The organism is Nonomuraea longispora, assembly GCF_004348345.1.
Classification (GTDB): Bacteria; Actinomycetota; Actinomycetes; order Streptosporangiales; family Streptosporangiaceae; genus Nonomuraea; species Nonomuraea longispora.
The window spans coordinates 1-21570 of the sequence record NZ_SMJZ01000160.1 but is presented as its reverse complement, the minus strand read 5'-3'; the positions used below and the strand labels follow the sequence as shown (position 1 = coordinate 21570).

At 69.8% G+C, this 21570-nt stretch carries 18 protein-coding genes; 10 read left to right on the top strand and 8 right to left on the bottom strand.

What is annotated here, in order from left to right; genetic code table 11:
• From E1267_RS32070 to E1267_RS32060, 3 genes are all read right to left on the bottom strand, one after another.
• The coding region (locus tag E1267_RS32070; protein ID WP_132338062.1) for a dipeptide/oligopeptide/nickel ABC transporter permease/ATP-binding protein at positions 1-1645 on the bottom strand (1645 nt) is incomplete at its 3' end.
• Entirely contained in the window at positions 1642-2601 is a 960-nt protein-coding gene (locus tag E1267_RS32065) for an ABC transporter permease (RefSeq protein WP_132338060.1), read from the bottom strand. The genes E1267_RS32070 and E1267_RS32065, both read right to left, overlap by 4 nt.
• Positions 2598-4205 (bottom strand): ABC transporter substrate-binding protein, encoded by a 1608-nt coding sequence (locus tag E1267_RS32060; protein WP_132338058.1) that lies wholly within the window; start codon positions 4203-4205, stop codon positions 2598-2600. Before E1267_RS32060 ends, E1267_RS32065 begins: the two co-directional genes overlap by 4 nt.
• Positions 4206-4345: 140 nt before the next feature.
• Here E1267_RS32060 and E1267_RS32055 point away from each other — a divergent pair, with 140 nt between their 5' ends.
• The gene (locus E1267_RS32055) at positions 4346-5056 is read left to right on the top strand and encodes a FadR/GntR family transcriptional regulator (RefSeq protein WP_132338056.1); all 711 of its coding nucleotides are present in this window, start codon (positions 4346-4348) and stop codon (positions 5054-5056) included.
• 54 nt (positions 5057-5110) lie between these two features.
• Here the strand turns inward: E1267_RS32055 and E1267_RS32050 are convergent, their stop codons facing one another.
• Positions 5111-5695: an HD domain-containing protein gene (locus E1267_RS32050; protein WP_132338054.1), complete on the bottom strand. Its 585-nt coding sequence runs from the start codon at positions 5693-5695 to the stop codon at positions 5111-5113.
• Between the two features lie 51 nt (positions 5696-5746).
• Between E1267_RS32050 and E1267_RS32045 the strand changes: the two genes are divergently transcribed.
• Positions 5747-6610 carry a DUF4429 domain-containing protein gene (locus tag E1267_RS32045; protein ID WP_132338053.1) on the top strand — a complete coding sequence of 288 codons (864 nt, stop codon included), beginning with the start codon at positions 5747-5749 and terminating at the stop codon, positions 6608-6610.
• Between the two features lie 20 nt (positions 6611-6630).
• The gene (locus E1267_RS32040) at positions 6631-7059 is read left to right on the top strand and encodes a nucleoside deaminase (protein ID WP_132338051.1); all 429 of its coding nucleotides are present in this window, start codon (positions 6631-6633) and stop codon (positions 7057-7059) included.
• An 11-nt stretch (positions 7060-7070) separates the two neighbouring features.
• Here E1267_RS32040 and E1267_RS32035 read toward each other — a convergent pair whose 3' ends face one another.
• Positions 7071-8279: an NAD(P)-dependent malic enzyme gene (locus E1267_RS32035; protein ID WP_132338049.1), complete on the bottom strand. Its 1209-nt coding sequence runs from the start codon at positions 8277-8279 to the stop codon at positions 7071-7073.
• Positions 8280-8601: 322 nt separating this feature from the next.
• On the opposite strand from E1267_RS32035, the gene E1267_RS32030 reads away from it, so the two are divergent.
• The 3 genes from E1267_RS32030 to E1267_RS32020 are packed head-to-tail and all read left to right on the top strand — an operon-like array spanning position 8602 to position 11049.
• Positions 8602-10014, top strand: coding sequence for an acyl-CoA carboxylase subunit beta (locus E1267_RS32030; protein WP_132338048.1), 1413 nt, complete (start codon positions 8602-8604; stop codon positions 10012-10014).
• A gap of 13 nt (positions 10015-10027) precedes the next feature.
• Positions 10028-10237 (top strand): DUF5988 family protein, encoded by a 210-nt coding sequence (locus E1267_RS32025; RefSeq protein ID WP_132338046.1) that lies wholly within the window; start codon positions 10028-10030, stop codon positions 10235-10237.
• A gap of 2 nt (positions 10238-10239) precedes the next feature.
• Positions 10240-11049: a metallophosphoesterase family protein gene (locus E1267_RS32020; RefSeq protein ID WP_132338045.1), complete on the top strand. Its 810-nt coding sequence runs from the start codon at positions 10240-10242 to the stop codon at positions 11047-11049.
• A 317-nt stretch (positions 11050-11366) separates the two neighbouring features.
• On the opposite strand, the gene leuA is transcribed toward E1267_RS32020, so the two are convergent.
• Positions 11367-13037 carry a 2-isopropylmalate synthase gene (gene leuA, locus E1267_RS32015; protein ID WP_132338043.1) on the bottom strand — a complete coding sequence of 557 codons (1671 nt, stop codon included), beginning with the start codon at positions 13035-13037 and terminating at the stop codon, positions 11367-11369.
• 210 nt (positions 13038-13247) lie between these two features.
• On the opposite strand from leuA, the gene E1267_RS32010 reads away from it, so the two are divergent.
• Positions 13248-14123, top strand: a complete 876-nt coding sequence (locus E1267_RS32010) for a UbiA family prenyltransferase (RefSeq protein WP_132338041.1) — start codon at positions 13248-13250, stop codon at positions 14121-14123.
• 30 nt (positions 14124-14153) lie between these two features.
• Here E1267_RS32010 and E1267_RS32005 read toward each other — a convergent pair whose 3' ends face one another.
• Positions 14154-15086, bottom strand: a complete 933-nt coding sequence (locus tag E1267_RS32005; protein ID WP_165959913.1) for an aldo/keto reductase — start codon at positions 15084-15086, stop codon at positions 14154-14156.
• 216 nt (positions 15087-15302) lie between these two features.
• Positions 15303-18047 carry a helix-turn-helix transcriptional regulator gene (locus E1267_RS32000; protein ID WP_132338037.1) on the bottom strand — a complete coding sequence of 915 codons (2745 nt, stop codon included), beginning with the start codon at positions 18045-18047 and terminating at the stop codon, positions 15303-15305.
• Positions 18048-18862: 815 nt separating this feature from the next.
• On the opposite strand from E1267_RS32000, the gene E1267_RS31995 reads away from it, so the two are divergent.
• From E1267_RS31995 to E1267_RS31985, 3 genes are all read left to right on the top strand, one after another.
• Complete coding sequence (locus E1267_RS31995) at positions 18863-19813, top strand: sensor histidine kinase (RefSeq protein ID WP_132338036.1); 951 nt, start codon at positions 18863-18865, stop codon at positions 19811-19813.
• Positions 19800-20462, top strand: a complete 663-nt coding sequence (locus tag E1267_RS31990) for a response regulator transcription factor (RefSeq protein WP_132338034.1) — start codon at positions 19800-19802, stop codon at positions 20460-20462. The genes E1267_RS31995 and E1267_RS31990 overlap by 14 nt, the downstream gene beginning before the upstream one ends.
• 147 nt (positions 20463-20609) lie before the next feature.
• Entirely contained in the window at positions 20610-21326 is a 717-nt protein-coding gene (locus E1267_RS31985; RefSeq protein WP_132338032.1) for a 4'-phosphopantetheinyl transferase family protein, read from the top strand.
• Positions 21327-21570 lie beyond the last annotated feature (244 nt).

The following is a 21570-nucleotide window of genomic DNA, read 5'->3' as shown; positions in this document are numbered from 1 at the left end:
CGATCTGGCCGCCGTACATGACGACCACGCGGTCGGTGACGTCGGCGACGAGCGCGAGGTCGTGCGAGACGAGGATCAGCGCGAAGCCGAGCTCCTCGCGCAGCTTCAGCAGCAGCTCGATGACCTGCGCCTGGACGGTCACGTCGAGCGCGGTGGTGGGTTCGTCGGCGACGATCAGCTTGGGGTCGCGCGACAGCGCCATCGCGATGAGCACCCGCTGCCGCTGCCCGCCCGACAGTTCGTGGGGATAGGACGACAGGGTGCGGCGGGCGTCGAGGCCGACGAGTTCGAGCAGTTCGGCGGGGGTGCGCCGGCCGCCGCGGCGGGTGAGCTGCTTGAGCTGGGCCTTGATGGTCATGGCGGGGTTGAGCGAGGACAGCGCGTCCTGGTAGATCATCGCCATCTCGTGCCCGAGCAGCCGGCGGCGGGCGCGGCGCGGCAGCGAGAGCAGCTCGCGCTGGTCGAAGCGCACGTGGCCGCTGACGCGGGCGTCGCGGGGTTGCAGGCCCATGATGGTGAGCGCGGTCAGCGACTTGCCGCAGCCCGACTCGCCGACCAGGCCGAGCACCTCGCCGGGGCGCACCTCGAAGCCGATGCCGTCGACGATGTCCACGCCCTCGGTGAACCCGATGCGCAGCCGTTCCACCGTGAGGATGGGCGGCCCCTGAGGCAGCGGGCGGGCACGCTCGGCGAGCCGCTGCGCGGCCTCGGCCAGTCCGGGCAGCTCGACGACCTCGCCGGAGCCGGGCTGCGCCCGCTCGAAGGCGTCCTCGTCCTTCCTGACCGGCGCCTTGCGGGCGGCGGGCGCCGCCCAGGCGTCGGAGATGCCTTCGGACAGGATGTTCAGGGCGAGCACGGTCAGCAGGATCAGCAGGCCGGGGAAGACCGTGCCCCACCAGCCGCCGAGCAGCACGAGGTTCTTGCCGTCGGCGATGACGCTGCCCCACGACGGGTCAGGCGGACGTACGCCGGCGCCGATGAACGACAACGACGCCTCGAACACGATCGCGTCGGCCACCATCACCGTGCAGAACACCAGCACGGGCGCCGCGCAGTTGATCGTGACGTGCTTGACGACGATGTGCGGGGTGCGGGCGCCGATGATGCGCTCGGCCGCGACGTAGTCCTCGCCGTACTGGGCGAGGACGTTCGCCCGTACGACCCTGGCGACGGACGGCATGTAGAGGAAGGCGATGGCCATGACGAGGACGGGGACGCTGCCGCCGAACACGGCCACGAGCACGGCGGCCAGCGCGATGCCGGGGAACGCCATGATCACGTCGAGCAGGCGCATGACGGTTTCGTCCACGGCCTTGCGCGAGGTGGCGGCGACGGCGCCGATGACCGCGCCGGCCACCAGGGCGAGCCCGGTCGCGCCGAGGCCGATGACGAGGGACCAGCGGGCGCCGTACAGGAGCCTGGACAGGATGTCGCGGTTGGCGCTGTCGAGTCCCATCCAGTGCTCGGCCGACGGGCCGCCGCCGGACGCCTCCTGGAAGAACGGCGAGTGCGGCGCGATGAGCGGCGCCAGCACCGCCGCCAGCACGACGGCGGCGATGAGGCCGAGCGAGATCCACGACAGCGGCTTCAGCCTGCGGAACGTCACGCCCGGGCGGGCCAGGCGGTCGGTGAGTCCACGTCTCATGAGGCGCTCCTGAGGCGGGGGTTGACCAGCAGGTAGAGGACATCGACGACCAGATTGACGATCATGAAGCCGACGGCGATGGTCAGCACCACGCCCTGGACGACGGCGGGGTCGCCGTCGCGCACGGCGTTGATCATGAGCTGCCCCATGCCGGGCAGGCCGTAGATCGTCTCGATGACCACGGTGCCGCCGATCAGGTAGCCGATGCGCAGGCCGAGCACGGTCAGCGGGTTGATGAGGGCGTTGCGCAGCACGTTCCTGCCGACGACCACGATCGGCGGCAGGCCGCTGCCGTACGCGGTGCGCACGTAGTCGCGGTCCAGCTCCTCCACCACCGACGTGCGGATGATGCGGGTGAGCTGGGCGGCGATCGGCAACGACAACGACAGGGCGGGCAGCGTCATCGACCGCAGCCAGCCGGCGAACGAGTCGGCCGGGTTGATGTAACCGCCGGTGGGGAACAGTCCCTCGCCGACCGCCAGCCACTGGATCATCAGCAGCGCCAGCCAGAACGACGGCGCCGCCACCCCGATCAGCGACACCAGGCGGACGAGCTGGTCGGGCCAGCGGTCGCGGTAGAGCGCCGCGGCCACGCCGAACACGAACGCCAGGACCAGCCCCACGACCAGGCCGAGGAACGTCAGCTGCAACGTCAGCGGCAGGGCCGTCGTCACCGACTCGATGACCGGCTTCTTGGTGAGCACGCTGGTGCCCATGTCGCCCTGCGCCAGATCCATGACGAAGCGGACGTAGCGCAGCGGGAGCGGGTCCAGCAGCCCGTTCTCGAGCTGGAACTGGTGGATCTGCTCGGGGGTCGGGTTCGCGCCCTGGAAGTAGGCGTACTCCGGCTTGCTGTTGGAGAAGCGCATCACGATGAACACGAACGCGACCACGCCGAGCACGAGCGGGATGAGGATGAGGAGCCGCCGCAGCAGCATCCGGGCGACGAGCGTCATGTCCTCTTGGCCTGCAGGAGGTTGATTCCGGGGTACGGCTGGGCCTCGATGCCGGACAGCTTCTTGGCGTCCCAGGCGGTCATGAGCTCGGTGTGGACGACCGGGTAGAGCACGGCCTGCTCAGCGATCATGTCCAGATATTTGTGGACCGTCGCCTTCTTCTTCTCCTTGTCCGATTCCTTGGTGGCCTCGTCCATCAGGGCGAACAGCGCCTTGGCGTCCTTGGTGCCGTCGTAGTGGGCGTACTTCATCCACAGGCCGCCCTCGACGAAGTTGTAGCGGCAGATCAGGTCGGCGTCCATGCCGAACTGGTTGGGGTTCGAGGCGGCGGCGACCACCTGGTAGTCCTGGAACTGGTCCATCTTGGTGAACAACGCCGCCGTGTCCTGCGGCTCCAGCGTGGTCTTGATGCCGACCGCCTCCCAGGAGGCGGCGATCGTCGGCAGGCAGTCGGCGAGCCAGCTCACGTTGACGGCCATCAGGTTGACCGTCAGGTTGCTGACACCCGCCTCCTTCAGCAGCGCCTTGGCCTTGTCGGGGTCGTGGTCGTAGACGACGGAGGCCCGCTGGTGGTCGGGGTGGCCCTCGTTGAGGAAGGAGCTGGAGGCCGTGCCGTGGCCCTTGAGCGCCACGTCGATCATCTTCTGCTTGTCGATGGCGTAGTGCAGCGCCTGCCGCACCCGTACGTCGTCGAACGGCTTGGTGGCCGTGTTGAACATCAGGAACATGTGGTTCATGCCCTTGCCGCCCTCGACCGTCAGCCCCTGCTGCTTGAGCTGGTCGACGTTGGCGTAGGGGATGTTGTCGGCGATCTGCGCCTCGGCGGACGCGCCGGAGATCTTGGCCACGCGGGCGGCGGCGTCGACGATGGTCAGCCAGTTCATCTTCTTGGCCGTGGCCGGACGCGGGCCGTTGTAGCCGTCGTACGCCTCGAAGGAGGTGTTCGACTTGGGGTTGTGCGCGACCAGCTTGTACGGCCCCGAGCCCACGGCCTTGCCGCCCTTGGCCTGGTCCCAGGCGCCGGGCTGGCCGAACACGTGCTTGGGCATGATCTTGGCGATGGTCAGCCGGGGCGCGGCGTCGGCGAAGGGGAACTTGAAGACCAGCTCGACGCTCCGGCCATCGATCTTCTTCACCTCCTCCAGCCAGGACCTGAAGAAGTTGCCGATCAGCACGTTCGCCTCGGGGTCCAGGACGCGTTCGAAGGTGAAGACGACGTCGTCGGCGGTGACCGGCTTCCCGTCGTGCCACGTGGCGCCCTCGCGGAGGGTGAACTTCCATGAGGTCGCGTTCAGGTCGGACGGCAGCTCCGTGGCGAGCGCGGCGTACGGCTCGCGGGTGATCGGGTCGGTGTCGAGCAGTCCTTCGTAGACGTGGTTGATCGCCGCCATCGAGAAGGCGGACGCGGTCTGCGTGGGGTCCCAGCTCTGGTCGTTGCCGTACCCGATGACGGCGGTGATCAGGTCCTTGTTGGATCCGGCGCCGACCGAGCCGGTCGATGCCGGGCCTCCGGAACAGGCGGAGAGGGTGGTCGCGATGAACGCCGCCGCACCCGTCGCTCCGCTGTAACGCAGGAAGTCGCGGCGGCTGAAGTCAGAGCTCACGGATGCCTCCTGAGGGGTAGAACATGGGACGTCCCATGTCCTATCTTTTGCGTAAGTGGGACGCTAGATGGCAATCCGGCCCTAGGTCAACCAAAGATTTCCGTAATGTTACGTAAGTGGCTATGAGAAGGTGACTGCTCATGACGACTGTCCCGCGCCCCGTACGCCCGAGCAGGGCCGTGGAGGCCCAGGAGGGCGTGAAGGACCTCATCGTGAGGCGCGGGCTGGTGGCGGGCGACCCCCTGCCCACCGAGTCGGAGCTGATGGAGGAGTTGCAGGTCAGCCGCAACTCGGTCAGGGAAGCCCTGAAGGCCCTGCAGGCGGTCGGCATCGTCGACATCCGGCACGGCTTCGGCATGTTCGTCGGGCGGATGTCGCTGGCGGGGCTCGTCAACGAACTGACGTTCCACAGCCGCATCACGCTGCAGAACGGCAAGAACCACCTGGCCAACCTCATCGAGATCCGCGAGATCCTGGAGAGCGGCCTCGTGGAGCGTCTCATCGAGCTCGGCCCCGCCGCCGACCTGACGCCGGTGGCCGACGTCATCGTCAGGATGGAGGCCGAAGCGCAGGCCGGGCCCGTCTCCCCGGAGACCGACCGCCTCTTCCACGACCTCCTCTACCGGCCGCTCGGCAACCCGCTGGTCGGCCAGCTGCTCGGGGCGTTCTGGGACGTCTATTACCAGCTGCGCGACCAGCTCGGGGTGCCCGACGAGCCGCCCGGCGACGTGGTCACGCGGCACCGCGACATCTACACCGCCGTGCTCGCGGGCGACCGGGCCGGCGCGGTGTCAGCCGTGCACGCCCACTTCAAGGGCGTACGCAACCGCGTGGGCCGGATCGACGAATAGCGCGGCCGGTGCGGGCCACGGTCAGGGGCCACGGTCAGGGGCCCGCGACTCCCGTCAGCGGGCGGGCCAGCGCTCCACGCGGCGCCAGTGTTCGCGCCACTGCGCGAACCACCTCGCGAACCACGGATGGACCCCCGCCAGCGGCATGATGTAGGCGACCGTCTCGAAGTAGTAGCTGCGCTGGAAGCGCCACGGCATGCGCTGCAGCTCCTGCACGTTGCTCGCCCGGTCGGCCAGCTTCACCAGCACGGCCTGCGGCGGAGCCTTGGCCAGGGAGGCCAGATAGTCGGCCTTCACGCCGCCGCGCGGCTTGCTCACCCAGCGCACCAGCGCGGCCACGCGCGGCCCGAACCGGTTCGCGATCTCCGCCTCGGTGCACGGCGTGTCCTCCAGCACGTCGTGCAGCACGATCGCCACCAGCACGTCCCGCTCGTCCACCCCGGCGCCGGCGACGGCCACCTCCAGCGCCTCCAGCAGATGATCGAGGTACGGCCGCCCGGTGGGCCGCTGCTGCGCCCCGTGCCAGCGCCGCGCGAACACCACCGCGTCGCGCAGGACGGCCACGGTCTGTGGCGGGAGCACCTTGCCGAGAGGGCCTTCCGCCTGCTTCCAGGACGTCCAGCTCGTGAAGGTCTGCATGCCTTTCCTCCCGCTATGGCCCGGGCCCCAAGTTGTCCTACGCTGAAGACTATGGCCGAGATCGCCGTCCCCGACGGGTTGTGGACGTTCAACGGAGAAGTGCTGCGCATCGTGCCCGGCAGCGACAAGGACGTCCACGAGCTGCGCAGGACGCTGGGCGAGGTGGTGGTCCCGCTGGCGGCGATCGCGGGGGTGACGTACGAGCCGGGCCGCAAGGGCGGGCACGTGCGCCTGCGGCTGCGCAAGGGCGCCGACGCGCTGTCCGACGTCGTCGCCGGCCTGCTGGTGCCGCCCGCCGACCCCTACCGTCTGGCGGTCCCGAAGAACCGTGCGGGGGCGGGCGAATACTTCGCCGACGAGGTCCGCGACACCCTGCTCGTCTACCAGACGCCGAGCGGCCCCTGCGAGGACTACCTGCTGCCGCCCCCGCCGGTGCCCATCTCCGCCACCGCCGGCGACGGCACCGCGCTGTTCGACGGCGATCGCGTGCGCCTGGAGTGGACCGGCTTCGCGAGCACCGACAAGGAGAAGGCGGGTTCGCAGGAGTTCCCGCTGTCCGACATCGCCGGGGTGGAGTGGAAGCCCCAGTCCGGCATGGGCTACGGCACGCTGCGCTTCCGCATCAAGGGCGAACGGCCCGCCCAGCAGTCGCCGCAGAAGGACACGCGCTGCGTGGCCTGGGGCATCCAGCGTTTCGGGGGCGCGACCGCCCTGGTCGCCGCCGCCGTGCTCGCCCGGCTGCCGCGCGACGTTCCCGAGCTGCCGCCGGCTCCCGCGTCCGTCGCCGACGACGTGCACGACGCCGTGCTGCGCCGCCTGGCCGAGCTGGGCGATCTGCACCGGGCCGGAGTGCTGACGGACGACGAGTTCGGGACGGCCAAGCAGGCCGTGATCCGCCGCCTGCAGGAGTCGTAGGCCAAGGCCAGGGAGAACCGATGACACCCGACGACGACAAGCTCCTGCGCCGCGCCATCGCGCTGGCCGGCGAGGCCCGCGCGGGCGGCAACCCGCCGTTCGGCTCGCTGCTGGCCGGGCCCGACGGGACCGTCCTGGCCGAGGAGCGCAACTCCTCGCTCACCGACCGCGACATCACCGCCCATCCGGAGCTCAAGCTGGCCCGCTGGGCCGGGCGCGAGCTCGACCCGGCGACCGCCGCCGCCACGACGATGTACACGAGCTGCCAGCCGTGCGGCATGTGCGCGGGCGCCATCGCGCGCTCGGGCCTCGGCCGGGTCGTCTACGCGCTGTCCGGCGAGCAGCTCGACGGGCTCAAGCCGCCCGGCACCGCCTTCACCGACCCGCCCAGCGAGGGTCCCGCCCTCTACACCGAGGCCCGCGTACCGGTCGAGGGCTACTACCGCTGACCGGCGCCGGCTCAGAGGCCGGGCAGCCGGGCCACGCCGTCACGGCGGGCCTGGTCGGCGACCGCCGCGGCGACGGCGGGCACGACGCGGGGGTCGAACGCCTCCGGCAGGATCCGGTCGGCCGACAGTTCCTCCTCGACCACGGCGGCCAGGGCGTGCGCGGCGGCGATCTTCATGTTCTCGGTGATGGCCGAGGCGCGGGCCGACAGGGCGCCCCTGAAGACTCCGGGGAAGGCCAGCACGTTGTTGATCTGGTTGGGGAAGTCGCTGCGCCCGGTGGCCACGACGGCCGCGTGCTCCCGGGCGATCCCGGGGTGGATCTCGGGCTCGGGGTTGGACAGCGCGAAGACGATGGAGCCGGGCGCCATGGAGGCGATGGCGCGCTCCTTGATCGTCGAGCCCGACAGTCCGATGAAGACGTCCGCCCCGGCCAGGGCCTCCTCGGTCGTGCCGGTGTGCCCGGACTGGTTGGTGCAGCCCGCGATGAGGGCTTTGTGGGGGTTGAGGTCGTCGCGGCCGGTGTGGAGCACACCCTTGCTGTCGGACACGGCGACCTCGCCGATGCCGGCGTTCATCAGCATGCTCGCGACCGCGAGGCCGGAGGCGCCCGCCCCCGCCACGACGGCGCGCAGGTCCCACAGCCGACGGCCGGTCACCCGCGCCGCGTTGCGCAGCGCGGCCAGCACCACGATGGCCGTGCCGTGCTGGTCGTCGTGGAAGACGGGGATGTCCAGCACCTCCCTGAGCCGGCGCTCCACCTCGAAACAGCGCGGCGCGCTGATGTCCTCGAGGTTGATGCCGCCGAACGACGGGGCCATCCGGACGATCGTCTCCACCAGTTCGTCGACGTCCGTGCAGTCGAGGCAGATGGGCACGGAGTCCACCCCGCCGAACTGCTTGAACAGCAGCGCCTTGCCCTCCATGACCGGCATCGCCGCGGTGGGCCCGATGTCGCCGAGGCCGAGCACGGCGGTGCCGTCGGTGACGACCGCCACGACGTTGGAGCGCCAGGTGTAGTCGTCGGCCAGCTCGGGCCGCTCGGCGATGGCGGTGCAGACGCGGGCCACGCCCGGCGTGTAGGCGAGGGAGAGGTCGTCGAGGTCGCGCACCTGAACGGACGGGCGCGTCTCGAGCTTGCCGCCCTCGTGCAGGCGGAAGGCCGGGTCCTGGTCGAGGAGGGCGGCGAGGCCGATGGCCGGCGCGGTGATCTCGGTAGTCATGTCGGGCTCCTAGAACCGCAGCAGCCGGCCGGACGGAGTGCGCGTGTCCGGCGCCTCCACCTTGGGATGACGTGCGGTCTGCCGGGCTTTCTTGAGCTGTGTGCGTTGCATGATTTCCGCACCTTTCTGCGCCTGCCGTGACCGGCCGGCACGCTGAAAGAACAACACAAGCCCGAGTGTCACACGGCGTTCATTTACCGGTCACCCCACGACCCCCCTACGTCCGAGAGCTCCCCTGCTAGAGGTACGAGGCTATAGGGGTTGTTCGCGATAGGGGTCACCCGGGACATTTCGAAGGACAGATTCCGGCGAAAGGACAACGATGACGGTCCTGACCGCTTTTCCCACGGAAGCAATACTCGATCCGAGGACTCCATCGGTGCGCTTCTCGCGACTCATGGATCCCGACTCGGTGGTGCCGATACACGGCGACGACGACAGCGGCGTGCAGGCCGTGCACGGGCTGATCGACGGCTCGCCCGTCATCGCCTACTGCACCGACGCGACAATCATGGGCGGCGCGCTGGGCTGGGCGGGCGCGAACCGGATCGTCGAGGCCATCCAGCTGGCCGTGCGCCGGCGCTGCCCGGTGATCGGGCTGTGGCACTCCGGCGGCGCCCGGCTGGCCGACGGCGTGGAGTCGATGGACGGCGTGGGGCGCATGTTCGCCGCCATGACGGCCGCCTCCGGCCTTGTGCCGCAGATCTCGGTCGTGCTCGGGCCGGCCGCGGGGGCGGCCGCGTACGGGCCCGCGCTGACCGACGTGATCATCATGTCGGACGCCGGCCGGGTCTTCATCACCGGGCCCGACGTCGTACGCACCGTCACCGGTGAGAACATCGACATGGCCGGGCTCGGCGGCCCCGACGCGCACGGCCCCAAGTCGGGCGTCGCCCACGTCACGGTCGACTCGGAGGAAGCCGCGTACGACCGGGCCCGCCTGCTGACCGGGTTCTTCACCCGGCCGGGCGAGCACGACTTCGCCGCGCTGAGCGAGCCGTGCGACCTGCGCGCGCTGCTCCCCGACATGCCGCGACGCGCCTACGACGTCCGGCCGCTGGTCCGCGCCGTGCTGGACCCCGACTTCCTGGAGTTGCAACCACGCTGGGCCCCCAACATGGTGGTCGGGCTCGGGCGGCTCGGCGGTCGGGCGGTCGGCGTCATCGCCAACAACCCGCTGCGCAAGGGCGGGTGCCTGGACTCGCTGTCGGCGGAGAAGGCCTCGCGTTTCGTGCGGATGTGCGACTCGCTCGGGGTGCCGCTCGTGGTCGTGGTCGACGTCCCCGGCTATCTGCCGGGCGTCCAGCAGGAGTGGGGAGGCGTCGTCAGGCGGGGCGCCAAGCTGCTGCACGCCTTCGCCGAGTCGGTCGTTCCCCGCGTGACGCTGATCACCCGCAAGTCGTACGGCGGCGCCTACATCGCCATGAACTCCAGGTCGCTGGGCGCGTCCGCGGTGTACGCCTGGCCCGACGCCGAGGTGGCGGTGATGGGGGCCGAGGCGGCGGTGGGCATCCTGCACCGCAAGAAGCTGGCCGCGGTGCCCGAGTCCGAGCGGGCCGGCCTGCACGCCCGTCTGGTGGAGGAGCACCAGCGGACGGCCGGCGGCGTCGACCGGGCCATGGCACTCGGCGTGGTGGACGAGGTGATCTCCCCCCTCGAGACCCGGCTCCGCCTGGCAGAAGCACTCGCACGGGCGCCGCAGTCCCGCGGCTGCCACACCAACATCCCGCTCTGAAACGAGGTGACCCATGTCGTACGTCAAAGTCATGCTCATCGGGGGACCGAACCACCTGCCGACCGAACGGCGGTTCTTGACCGTCGCGCCGGGCTGCGAGAAGATCAAACTGCCTTTCGGCAGTGGGTACGAGCACTTCCTCCACAGAGGTGAGCGAACGCGCGTGGACGGGCAGGAGCTTCCCGTCTACACCTGGATCATGCGGACGGCCATCGCGGAGTAGGAATGTCGGCGTTGCTCGCCATCAGCGATCTCCACGTGGGCTATGCGGACAACCGGGAGATCGTGGAGGCCCTACGGCCCCGGTCCGCCGCCGACTGGTTGCTGATCGCGGGCGACGTCGCCGAGCTCATGGCCGATGTCGAATGGGCGCTGCGCCTGCTCAGCGGGCGCTTCGCCAAGGTCGTGTGGACCCCCGGCAACCACGAGCTGTGGACCCATCCGAGCGACCCCGTGCGGCTGCGGGGCGCCGAGCGTTACGACCGTCTGGTGCGGCTCTGCGGCGACCTGGGCGTCGTCACGCCCGAGGATCCCTACCCGGTCTGGGAGGACTCCCTCGTCGTGGCGCCGCTGTTCGTGTTGTACGACTACTCCTTCCGCGTCCCCGGCGTGCGTTCCCGGGCGGAGGCCCTGGCCCAGGCGTACGAACGTGGCGTGGTGTGCACGGATGAGATGTTGCTGCACCCCGACCCGTACCCGTCGAGGCAGGCCTGGTGCGCGGCCCGGGTCGAGCTGACCGAGCGGCGGCTGAGCGAGCTGCCCGCCGGCCTGCCGACCGTGCTGATGAACCACTATCCCCTGGTACGCCGGCCGACCGACGTCCTGCGCTATCCCGACTTCGCGCTGTGGTGCGGCACCGAGCGCACCGCCGACTGGCACGTACGGTTCAACGCGCGCACCGTGGTCTACGGGCACCTGCACATTCCCCGCACCACCTGGCACAACGGCGTGCGGTTCGAAGAGGTCTCGCTGGGATATCCCCGCGAATGGCGCCCGAGGTCCACCGAGCCGGGCCGCCTGCGGCGAATAAGCTGACCGGGGAATTAGCGTTCGCCCTAAGGGTGAGCTAGGGGTGGGAAATGAATCCGGGCCGCGCTTGAATACAAGCAACACGGTTTTGAAGGTGTTTATCCCGCCGGTGAGGTGAGGCATTGAGCTAGACGTCGTACCCCTTTTGCGAGGCCTTCCGACAGAACGAAAGCCACTGCTCTTCGAGAGAATGAGCGGTGGCTTTCGTCGTGCCCGGGAATCAGGCGGGGCGCGGAACGGCGGGCAGGGGGTGGCGTGGCCGGGAAACGCCGCAGCGGCCGCCCGGAGGACGGCCGCTGCCGTGCGCTGTCGTGCGCCGGGCGTCAGCTGGCATTCGCGAGCCTGACCTCCGTCCGCCCGCTCCTCCTGGCGGCCGAGCCGACCGCCGTGAGGGTCGCGTCCACCACGTTGGTGGCGACGCCGACGCCCCAGACCGTCTCGCCGTCCACCTTGCACTCGGCGTAGACCGTCGTCTCCATGCTGGCGACCTGCTCGGCGCAGCCGGAGCGGTGCACCGCGCGCACGTCCACGCCCAGGGGCGCCAGCGTGGCTCCGATGGCCCGCACGGCCTGCTCGCGCTGGCCGTCCATGTGGAGGATCGCGGTGATCCTCTCACCGCCGGCGGCCGGCACGCCGGGCCGCTCGTCGCGCGAGAGGTACTCCTCCTGGAACAGCTCCCATACCTGGTCGGGCGAGAGCTCGCTGCCCCGCAGGTCGGCCCGCTCCTGCACGAGCCCGGCGAACTCCCGCTGCAGTTCGCGGGGCAGGTCCATGCCGTGCCAGGCGCTCATGACGTACGCGATTCCGCCCTTGCCCGACTGGCTGTTGATCCGCACGATCGCCTCGTACGTGCGCCCCACGTCCTTGGGGTCCACCGGCAGGTACGGCATCGTCCACGGCATCTCGTCGACGGCGGCGCCGGACTCGGACGCCTGCCGCTCCAGGTCGTCGAACCCCTTCTTGATCGCGTCCTGGTGGGAGCCGGAGAAGGCGGTGTAGACCAGCTCGCCCCCGTACGGGTGCCTGGGGTGCACCGGGATCTCGTTGCAGTGCTCGACCGTGCCGCGGATGCGGTCGATGTCGGAGAAGTCGATCTCGGGGTCCACGCCGTGGGTGAACATGTTCATGCCGAGCGTCACCAGGCACACGTTGCCGGCCCGCTCGCCGTTGCCGAACAGGCAGCCCTCGATCCGCTCGGCGCCGGCGAGCATCGCCAGCTCGGCCGCGGCAACCCCCGTGCCGCGGTCGTTGTGCGGATGGATGGACAGGCACACGTGCTCCCTGCGGGACAGGTTGCGGTCCAGCCACTCGATCTGGTCGGCGAACACCGACGGCAGGGAACGCTCCACGGTGGTGGGGAAGTTCAGGATGATCGGGCGCCCCGGGCCGGGCCTCCACACGTCCATGACCGCTTCGCACACGTCCAGGGCGAAGTCCGGCTCGGTCTCGTTGAACAGTTCCGGCGAGTACTGGTAGCGCAGGTCGCAGCCGGCCAGATCACGCTCGGCGTATTTCATCATCATGCGCGTGCCCTGCACGGCCAGGTCCTTGCACTGCGCGCGGTCCATGTTGAACACCACGCGCCGGAACAGCGGCGCGGTCGCGTTGTAAAGGTGGAAGGTGGCGCGCGGCGCACCGGAAAGCGCGCTGACCGAGCGCTCGATCAGTTCGTCCCTCGCGGGCACCAGCACCGAGATCCACACGTCGTCGGGAATGCGGTTCTCCTCGATGAGCAGCCGCACGAAGTCGTAGTCGTCCTGGCTGGCCACCGGGAATCCGACTTCGATCTCCTTGTAGCCGATGTCGACGAGCAGCTCGAACATCCGCAGTTTCCTGGCCGGCGACATCGGGTTGGCCAGGGACTGGTTGCCGTCGCGCAGGTCCGTCGACAACCAGCGCGGCGCCGAAACGATCCTCCTGTCCGGCCACGTACGGTCGGGCAGGGCCAACGGAGTAAAGTCCGAATAGCGCTCTACGGGTCGGGTCGTGACCATGGTTCAATCTCCTTCGCCTGAGTCATGGTCTGCTTGCAGGAGATCTCCGATCACAACGTACAATCGGCCGGGCGCCCCCGAACAGGGCGGGGATCATGAGAGTGCCGGTCCCTACCCATAGATATCCGCCCGGGTATCGAGAGTGCGGACCCCGGTATCTTTAGACGCACCCCCCTTCTCCGCCATCCGGCGGTCGAGCACAATCCGATCATGGCGACCATCGAAACCGTGGCGCTGCGGCGCGGCGGTCTGTGTCTGGCAGAGTCTCGCCCTTCCGTGCAGATAATATTCTTGCTGCGTTTTCTGACCGGCACCGCTTTGTGCGCGCAGGTGGCCGGCGCCGACGGGCATCTCGGCAGAACGGCCTGGGGCGCACTGACGTGGGTGCTGATGATTTTCTCGGTCTACCTCTTCAACGGCGTCATGGACGTGTCCGAGGACCGCCTCAACGGCTCGCGCAGGCCCATCTGCAGGGGCGACCTGCCGCCCGCCTTCGCGACCGCGGTGGCGCTCGCCGCGGCCGTGGCGAGCCTGCTCAGCGGTTTCGCGCTCGACCCGGTGATGGGTCTGCTGCTCACGGTCGTGCTGGTGCTCGGTTACCTGTACTCCGGCCCGCCGTTCCCTCTCAAGCGCAGCTCCGGCGGCACGGTCCTGACCGGAGGCGTCGCCACCGTGCTCACGTACGGCGCGGGCGCTCTCGCCTACGCCGGCGAGTTCAGGGTGTCGCTCATGCTGCTCGTGTTCGTGCCGGCGGCGTCGCTCTGGACCGCGCTGGTGGGGTCGACGACCAAGGACCTGCCCGACATCGAGGGCGACGCGCAGGCCGGCCGTACGACCTTCGCGGTCACGCACGGGGAGCGCACCCTGCGGTGGACGATCTGCGCCGTCGCCATCGGCCTGGCGCTCGCCTTCACGGCCGCCGTGCTGCTCCTGGAGCTGCCGCTGTGGCCCAGCGCCATCGCCATGGTCGCGGGCGCGCTCGCCATCACGGTCCTGTGCCTCAGGGGGCGCCGCCGCGAGCCGTACGGCGCCTTCATGGCCACCCAGTACGCCCTGCACGGCCTGGTGATCCTGGCTCTCGTCTGAACCCCGCCGAAACCCCCGCCCCGGCCCGGGTCAACCGGGAAGGGGCGCTCCGGTGGCGGCGCCGTACGGGAAGGCCGCTTCGAGGCGGCGGCACGTCGCGTCGGTCAGCAGCAGCCTGACGGAGCCCGCGTTCATCTCCAGGTGGACCGGGTCGCGGGTGCTGGGCACCGGCACGACGTCGGGCCCCCTGGCCAGCAGCCAGGCCAGCGCCAGCCGGCCGGTGCTGACGTCCATGGTCGCCGCCTCGGCCTCCAGTTTCCTGAGTCTGGCGATGTTGCCCGGCAGGTTGGCCGGGTCGAACCGGGGGTCGGCGCGGCGGGCGTCTCCAGGGTCGAGCTCGCGGGCGGAGCCGCCGCGCCCGGCCAGGAAGCCGCGGCCGAGCGGCCGTCCCGCGACCAGGCCGATGCCCAGCTCGCGCGCCACCGGGAGCTGGTCGAGCTCGGCGTCGCGGTGCCATAAGGAATATTCCATGCCGAGGGCGGTGATCGGGTGGACCGCGTGCGCCCGGCGCAGCTCGTCCCCCGTCACGTCTGACAGGCCCGCGTGGCGCACCTTGCCCGCCGTCACCAGCTCGCCGAGCCGGCCCGCCATCTCCTCGACGGGCGCGGCGTCCCGGGCCCTGCCGACGATGTAGAGGTCGACGTGGTCGACGCCGAGCCTTTTCAGGGAGGCCTCGCACGCCTGCCGCAGGCTCATGCCTCCGGAGCGGCGGTGGTGGGTGCGCGTCGAGAGGATGACGTCGTCGCGCCAGGGCCTGACGGCCTCGCCGACGAGCCGTTCGACCTCACCGTCAGCGTGGTCGTCGGACATGTCGAGCAATGTCACACCGGTGTCGAGCACGTTGTGGAGCAACGCCAGCGATTCCACGCGGTCCACTTCGCCGTACACGCCGGAGAGAGCCAGACACCCGAAGCCCAGACACGAGGTGATCGGCCCCGTGTCACCCAGCCTTCTGCTGTCCACGACACTCCCTCCAATTGACCCTCACCGTCCGTACATACGATCTGTGGGGGCAGTTCTCGCCACAACCCCTATCCCCTGGGGACAACGAACTAATATGGAAACATCTCGGCGTTTTATCCGCCCTTGACACTGTGCACAACACTTCGTTATACACATTGTTAATGTCACTGCCCACCGCGCGGTTCGCACGGTGGGCAGCTCGGGGAGCTCGACAGGTCAGCGCATGGAGGGGCTGAGCTCCAGGTTGGGAGGGAGATCGGAACGCTGAGTGATTCCGAGCTTGCGGTAGATGCGGGTCAGGTGCTGCTCGACCGTGCTCACCGTGATGAACAGCTTGGCGGCGATCTCACGGTTGGTGTAGCCGACCGCGGCCAGGCCGGCGACGCGCCGCTCCGCGTCGCTGAGGATGGCCACCACCTTGCTGATCTCGGAGCCCTGGCCCTCGGCGGTGGCCGCGCCGTCGCCGTCCAGCGCCTGGCTCAGCGGCTGGGCGCCGCACTCCTGGGCGAGGGTGCGCGTACGGCTGGCGATGATGCCGGCCCTGCGGAACTCCCCGACGCTGTGGAAGGCCTCGGTGAGGTCGAACAACGACCGGGCCAGCTCGTAGCGGTCGCCACAGGTCTGCAGGCGGTCCGTCGACTGCCGCAGCAGCATGGGCCGGTGCCGGAGCTCGCTCGTGGCGGCCAGCAGGCGCAGCGCGATCCCGTGCGTGCGCGAGGCCGTCGGGCCGCAGCGGGACAACTGCTCCTTGATCAGGGCGCGGGCCTCCGCCTGCTCGCCCATCCTGATGAGCGCCTCCGCCGCGTCGGTACGCCAGGCGATGAACCCCGGCGTGTCCATCTCCCACTCGGCCATGAGCTCGCCGCAGAACCGGAAGTCGCGCAGCGCCGCCGCGGGGTGGTCGACCGCGAGGTGGTAGCGCCCGCGGGCGTGCAGGTAGTGCAGGCCGAAGCGGGTCTGCAGCATGGCGTCCGGCACCGGGGTGTTGACCTGGGCGAGCGCGTTGTCGTACTGCCCCATGGCCGTGCTGGCGAGCATCAGGTTCGCCAGCGGGCCGCCCACGGTGACACCCCAACTGGCCGGCGGGATGAGCTCCAGTGCCTGCCTGGCGCACGACGCCGCGGTCTCCAGGTCGCCGCGGCGCATGGCGATCTCGGCGCGGATCGCGGTGAGCCGGGCACGCCGCGCAGGGGCGCTGCGCGACTGCGCCTCCTCGATGAAGGCGTCGCACCAGGGCGCGGCCTTCTCCGGCCAGCCTCCGTAGGTGAGCGCGAGCAGGGAGCTCTCGACGGTGTCCATGGACATCTCGTCCAGGCGGGAGCTGTGCAGGATGCGCTCGACCGTGCCGAGGATGCGCTCGCGCGGCCCTCGGGTGAGTACGGAGGTCAGCGCTTTGATCGACTCCAGGCGCCGGCTCACGCGTACGGGGAGCACGGCCTCCCTGGCCTGCTCGCTGGTCGACCTGTTGACGTGGGCCAGCAGCGGCGGCGCGGAGCAGCGCAACCACAGCCGCGTGCCGATGAGCTCGGCCACGGTCTGAGGCTCGGTGTCGCCGCTCTCCTTGAGGTGTTCGAGCACCTGGCAGGCGTCGTCGACCTTGCCGTGCCACAGCAGCGCCCTGGCCAGCACGACCGCGTCGCTGCCCCGCAGGGTGCCGTTGTGCAGGGCGTCGGTGAGTTCGGCGAGGTGCTCGGCGGGCGAGCTGGGGTTGATGCGCCATTCCGCGCGCATCAGCACCGTGGCTATGGTGGTGCGCCGTCGCTCGTCGGTGCAGCCGCGCCAGGCGAGCTTGAGGTAGTCGACGGCCGCGGTGACGGCTCCGTCGTCCAGGCGGTGCAGCGCCGCCGTCTCCAGCACGGGCACGGCCCAGGGCAGGTCGGTCGCGTCCGCGCCGAGCAGGTGCTCGGCGATCACGACGTCGGCGGCGCCCTCCTCGTGCAGCAGTTCGGCGGCCCGCCGGTGCACACTGCGGCGCACCTCGTCGCTCAGCTCGGCCAGCACCGTCCGCCTGGCGATCTCGGCCCGGAAGTGGCCCGACTCCAGCAGCCCGGCCGTCTCCAGCCAGTGCATGGCGTCCGACACCGACGCGGTGCCGGAGCCGAGCAGCCGCTCGAGAAGCGCCGGGTCGTCCAGCACCGCGAGCCAGCCGGCGACCTGCATGAGCCCGGGGTCCGCCCGGTGCAGGCACGACAGCACGGCCTCGCCGTAGCGTTCGGCGGGAGCGCTCCCGCCGGTCTCGTGGTCCTCGATCAGGCCGCGGAGCAGGAGCGGGTTGCCGCCGCTCAGCGTGTGCCACTCCGGTGTCAGTTCCTCGGCCGCCGCCTCGCCCAGGCGCTCGGCCGTCATGCCGAGCGCGGCGCCGTACGACAGCGGCGCCAGCCTGACGGCGGTGCAGTGGGGTTGGCGGAGCAGCTCGGTGGCGAAGAATCCGTGCATGTGCCGGCGGTACTCGGCCTGGCTGAAGACCGCCACGAGCGGCGCGTACCTGGACCTGCGGACGAGGTACGACAGGCAGAGCAGCGAGGCCCGGTCGGCGAGGTGCACGTCGTCGACGACGATCGCCAGCGGATGGCGTTCGGCCAGCGAGAGCAGGACCGCGCAGAGCGAGTGCACGATCTGCACGTCCACCTGCTCCACGCGGTCGCCCTTCGCGGGCGAGGCCATCTCCGCGCCTTCTCGCAGCAGATCGGCCGCGACCGCGCGCACGTCCTCGCGCAGCGGCGCGTTCTGGAAGAGCTGGCCGAGCACGCCCAGCGGAATATCGCTCTCCGCCTGGGTGGCGGAGGCCACAAGCGGCAGCGCACCCCGTTCGAGTGCCTGTTCGGCGAAGGCATGCAGAAGCTCACTCTTGCCCGTCGCGACGACCCCCGTCACCATCACGACCCTGCCCTTGCCGCCAACGGCCTCGGCGAGGAGGCCTTGCATGGAGGTCATGGCCGCGTCTCTCTCGAACAGCCCCATGATTGGACACCCCTTTTAGAAAGGCAATTCACGACCGGATGGAGTTCTGAGGTCCAACGAGCTCTTCTGCTCTTTTCTCGGCTTCGATGTCTTGGTTCGGCGAACCTGCCGCATGACCTCAACCCCTTCCGCACCCGTTACTGGGTTGACGCTCATCACGTTAGGTGCGGCTCTGGGGGCTCACAATACGACTTATCCTTAATAACGCGGGTCGCGCCGTACGGACCATATGGTCTTCACCTTTCGGACCAGACGCAGGTCCGAGTCATCGCGGGCCCGCGCCGGGCGGCGCACCCGGGCGGGTCCCTGCGGGGACCCCGGCCCACGCTGCCGGCGCACGCGGGAGGGGGTGGAGGGCGGCCCAAACCTTACTGACGAGTATCGTTATCACTTATTAACGTGAATCGCGCTAATGCGAGCCACGCTCACGTCGGCCCGCCGTCTCGCCGGACATCCGGACGAGCCGGTGCGCCGGCTCCGGCCCGGCACACGCTGTTCACGGAATATTGACATTTGCATGTCGCACCCTGTTTCAGCAGGTCACAGGGCCGACAGCGGCTGCTCGGGCACCACTCCGCGTATGCCGGTCATTGGCATACAGTTGCCTACTCACCAGTGTTGACCCAAGATGTAAGCATTCGTGCACTCTCCAAGGGGACACGGTGGGAGAAATTGCGCATACGGGTGAGCAAGACGCTACGGGGCCGGCGAGCCTTATCGAGGAGTGCCGAGCGGACATACTGAGCAAGTACGAGCAGGGACTTGCGGCCATCGGTAGCGTGTTGATCAATGATCAGGTTACGAAAACCCAGGTCATGACGAACGCAGGCCAGATCCTGACGGAGATGGCGGGGGCACTGCGTGCGGGACGCCTGCAGGACGACGACGAGACGTCCCGTTTCCTGGCCTGGGACATAGGCGTGGCGAGGGCGTCGGCGGGCGTCCATCCGAGAGAGTCGCTGATGGCGGCCTCGGTGTTCTTCCGCGCGGCGTTCACCACGCTGAGCCAGCGGCTCCAGGACGACACCCAGGCAGCTCGCATGCTCAGGCTCGTGGTGACGGCACTGGAACAGAGCATCTCCCTGCGCATCAGGGAGGCCGCCAACAGTTACACCGGCATCCTGCTCAACAAGGTGACCGAGGCCCAGATGGCCGAGCGCCGGCGGATCGCCAGGGAGCTGCACGACCGCATCGGCCACAGCCTCAGCGTGGCCCAGCGCCAGTTGGAGCTGTCGAACATGTACCGCCCGGGGGAGCCGGCGAAGGCGCTGGCGAAGCTGGAGATGGCGCAGCAGGCCATCCAGGAGACGATGTACAGCCTGCGCCAGGTCACCTCCGACCTCCATCCCCCGGGGGGCAGCACCTTGGAGAAGGGGCTGCTCAACTACCTGGACGTCATCGGGACGGACGACGTACAGATCGAGCTGATCGTCAACGGCGACCAGACCTGGGCGCCCGCGACCGTCAGCGAGGAGTGCCTGCTGATCCTGCGCGAGGCGGCCCGCAACGCGCTCACCCACGGAGAGCCGTCGGCCATCCTCATCAGGATCGACGTCGCGCCGCACGAGCTGGTCGCGAGCGTGATCGACAACGGGTGCGGCTTCGACCCGGACGGGCAGGCGCCGAAGGGCAGTCTCGGGTTGTCGTCCATCAGGGAACGCACCCAGTTACTCGGCGGCACGGTGACGATCGCCAGCAAACCTGGCATGGGCGCCAGAGTCGACCTCGCCGTGCCCATCCAGAGGCGCCCCGATGATCAGGAGTGACCCGCCCACCACGATCGCCATCGTGGACGACCACGCCCTGTTCCGCGAGGGACTGAGGGAGATCCTGGACGCCCAGGACGGCTTGGTCGTGGTGGGCGAGGCGGGCACCTCCGACGACGCGCTCCGCCTGGTCGCCGACAAGAAGCCGGACATCCTCCTGCTCGACGTGGAGATCCCCGGCGACTCGGCCACCGACACCGTGACGCGGCTGCGCAGCGAGGTCCCGAACACGCAGATCATCATCCTCAGCATGTACGACGGCCCGCAGCTCCTGCGCAGGCTCCTCGCCGCCGGCATCCGCGGTTACCTGCTCAAGAGCGTGCACTGGCACGAGCTGGTGTCGGCGATCCGGAGCGTGCACGACGAGCCGGACCGCATCGTCCTGGCCGTCTCCCGGGAAAGTCTTGCCCAGATGGAGAGCGCTCCCACGGAGGTGCTGACGAGCAAGGAGCGCGAGGTCCTCGAACTGGCGGCGCAGGCGCTCAGCAACCGGCAGATCGCCGCCCGCATCAACACCACCGAGGCCACGGTGAAGCGCCACCTGCGCAACATCTTCGTGAAACTGGGGGCCGCGTCGCGCATCGACGCCGTCAACCGGGCGATCGACGCCTCCCTGATCACGCCGTCGCGGGCACGATCCGATAACTAACCATAAATAGGGACATTTCGGCCAGGTCGTACCCCCTTCCAGGGGAAGGTTCACCCCGCAACCGGCTCCGGACAGCCCGAGAAGACCTGGGCAAACGTTCTCTCGGGGCGAGGCCGAACCTAGCTTGGAATGGTGAACACCAATGCTTTGATCGGGAGCATCCTCCCCCCGTGGGTGGTGGCCGTCGACACCTTCGACGACCACGACGCGATGCTCTTCCCCGCTGAAGAAGAGGTGATCAGCCGATCGGTGGAGACCCGGCGCAAGGAGTTCGCCACGGCACGCATGTGCGCCAGGCAGGCCATGGGCCTGCTCGGCCTGCCGCCGCAGCCGCTCCTGCCCGGCCTGCGCGGCGAACCGCAGTGGCCCAGGGGCTTCGTGGGCAGCATCACGCACTGCGCGGGATACCGCGGCGCCGTCGTCAGCCCCGGCAGCGACACCATCACGATCGGCATCGACGCCGAACCCAACGAGCCGCTGTCGAACGGCGTCCTCGATGCCGTCTCGCTGGCCGAGGAGCGCAAAGCCCTGCGCGCCCTCGCCGTCGACCACCCCGAGGTCTCCTGGGACCGCCTGCTGTTCTCCGCCAAGGAGTCGGTCTACAAGGCCTGGTTCCCGCTGGCCAAGCGGTGGCTGGACTTCGAGGACGCGATCCTGACCTTCAACCCCGTCCTGGGTGCCTTCTCCGCCCGGCTCCTGGTCACCGGCCCGCACGTGGGCGGCCAGCAGCTGACGGGATTCACCGGCAAGTACATGGCCCGCGACGGGCTCATCCTCACCGCCATCGTCATGGCCTCCAGCACCGCCTCGCGCCGCCACCGCCCGATGCTCAGGCGACCCGTGCCGCAGCCGGTCAGGGCCTGACGCGCCGTACGCGGCCACCGTCAGGACCTGGCCCGGCCGTCGCGACCTGGTTCCGCGGCCGTCGCGTACCGGCTTCGGCTGCGTCGGTCGCGACCTGGTCCGGTCCTGCCGTCGTGACCTGACCCGACGCGTCGGTCACGACCTGACCCGACGCGTCCGTCACGACCTGACCCGGCCCGGGAGGCGCGGCCGTGCACGAGAGTCACCGTGCCCGCTCCCCGCACCCGGCCCGCCACCGACGCCC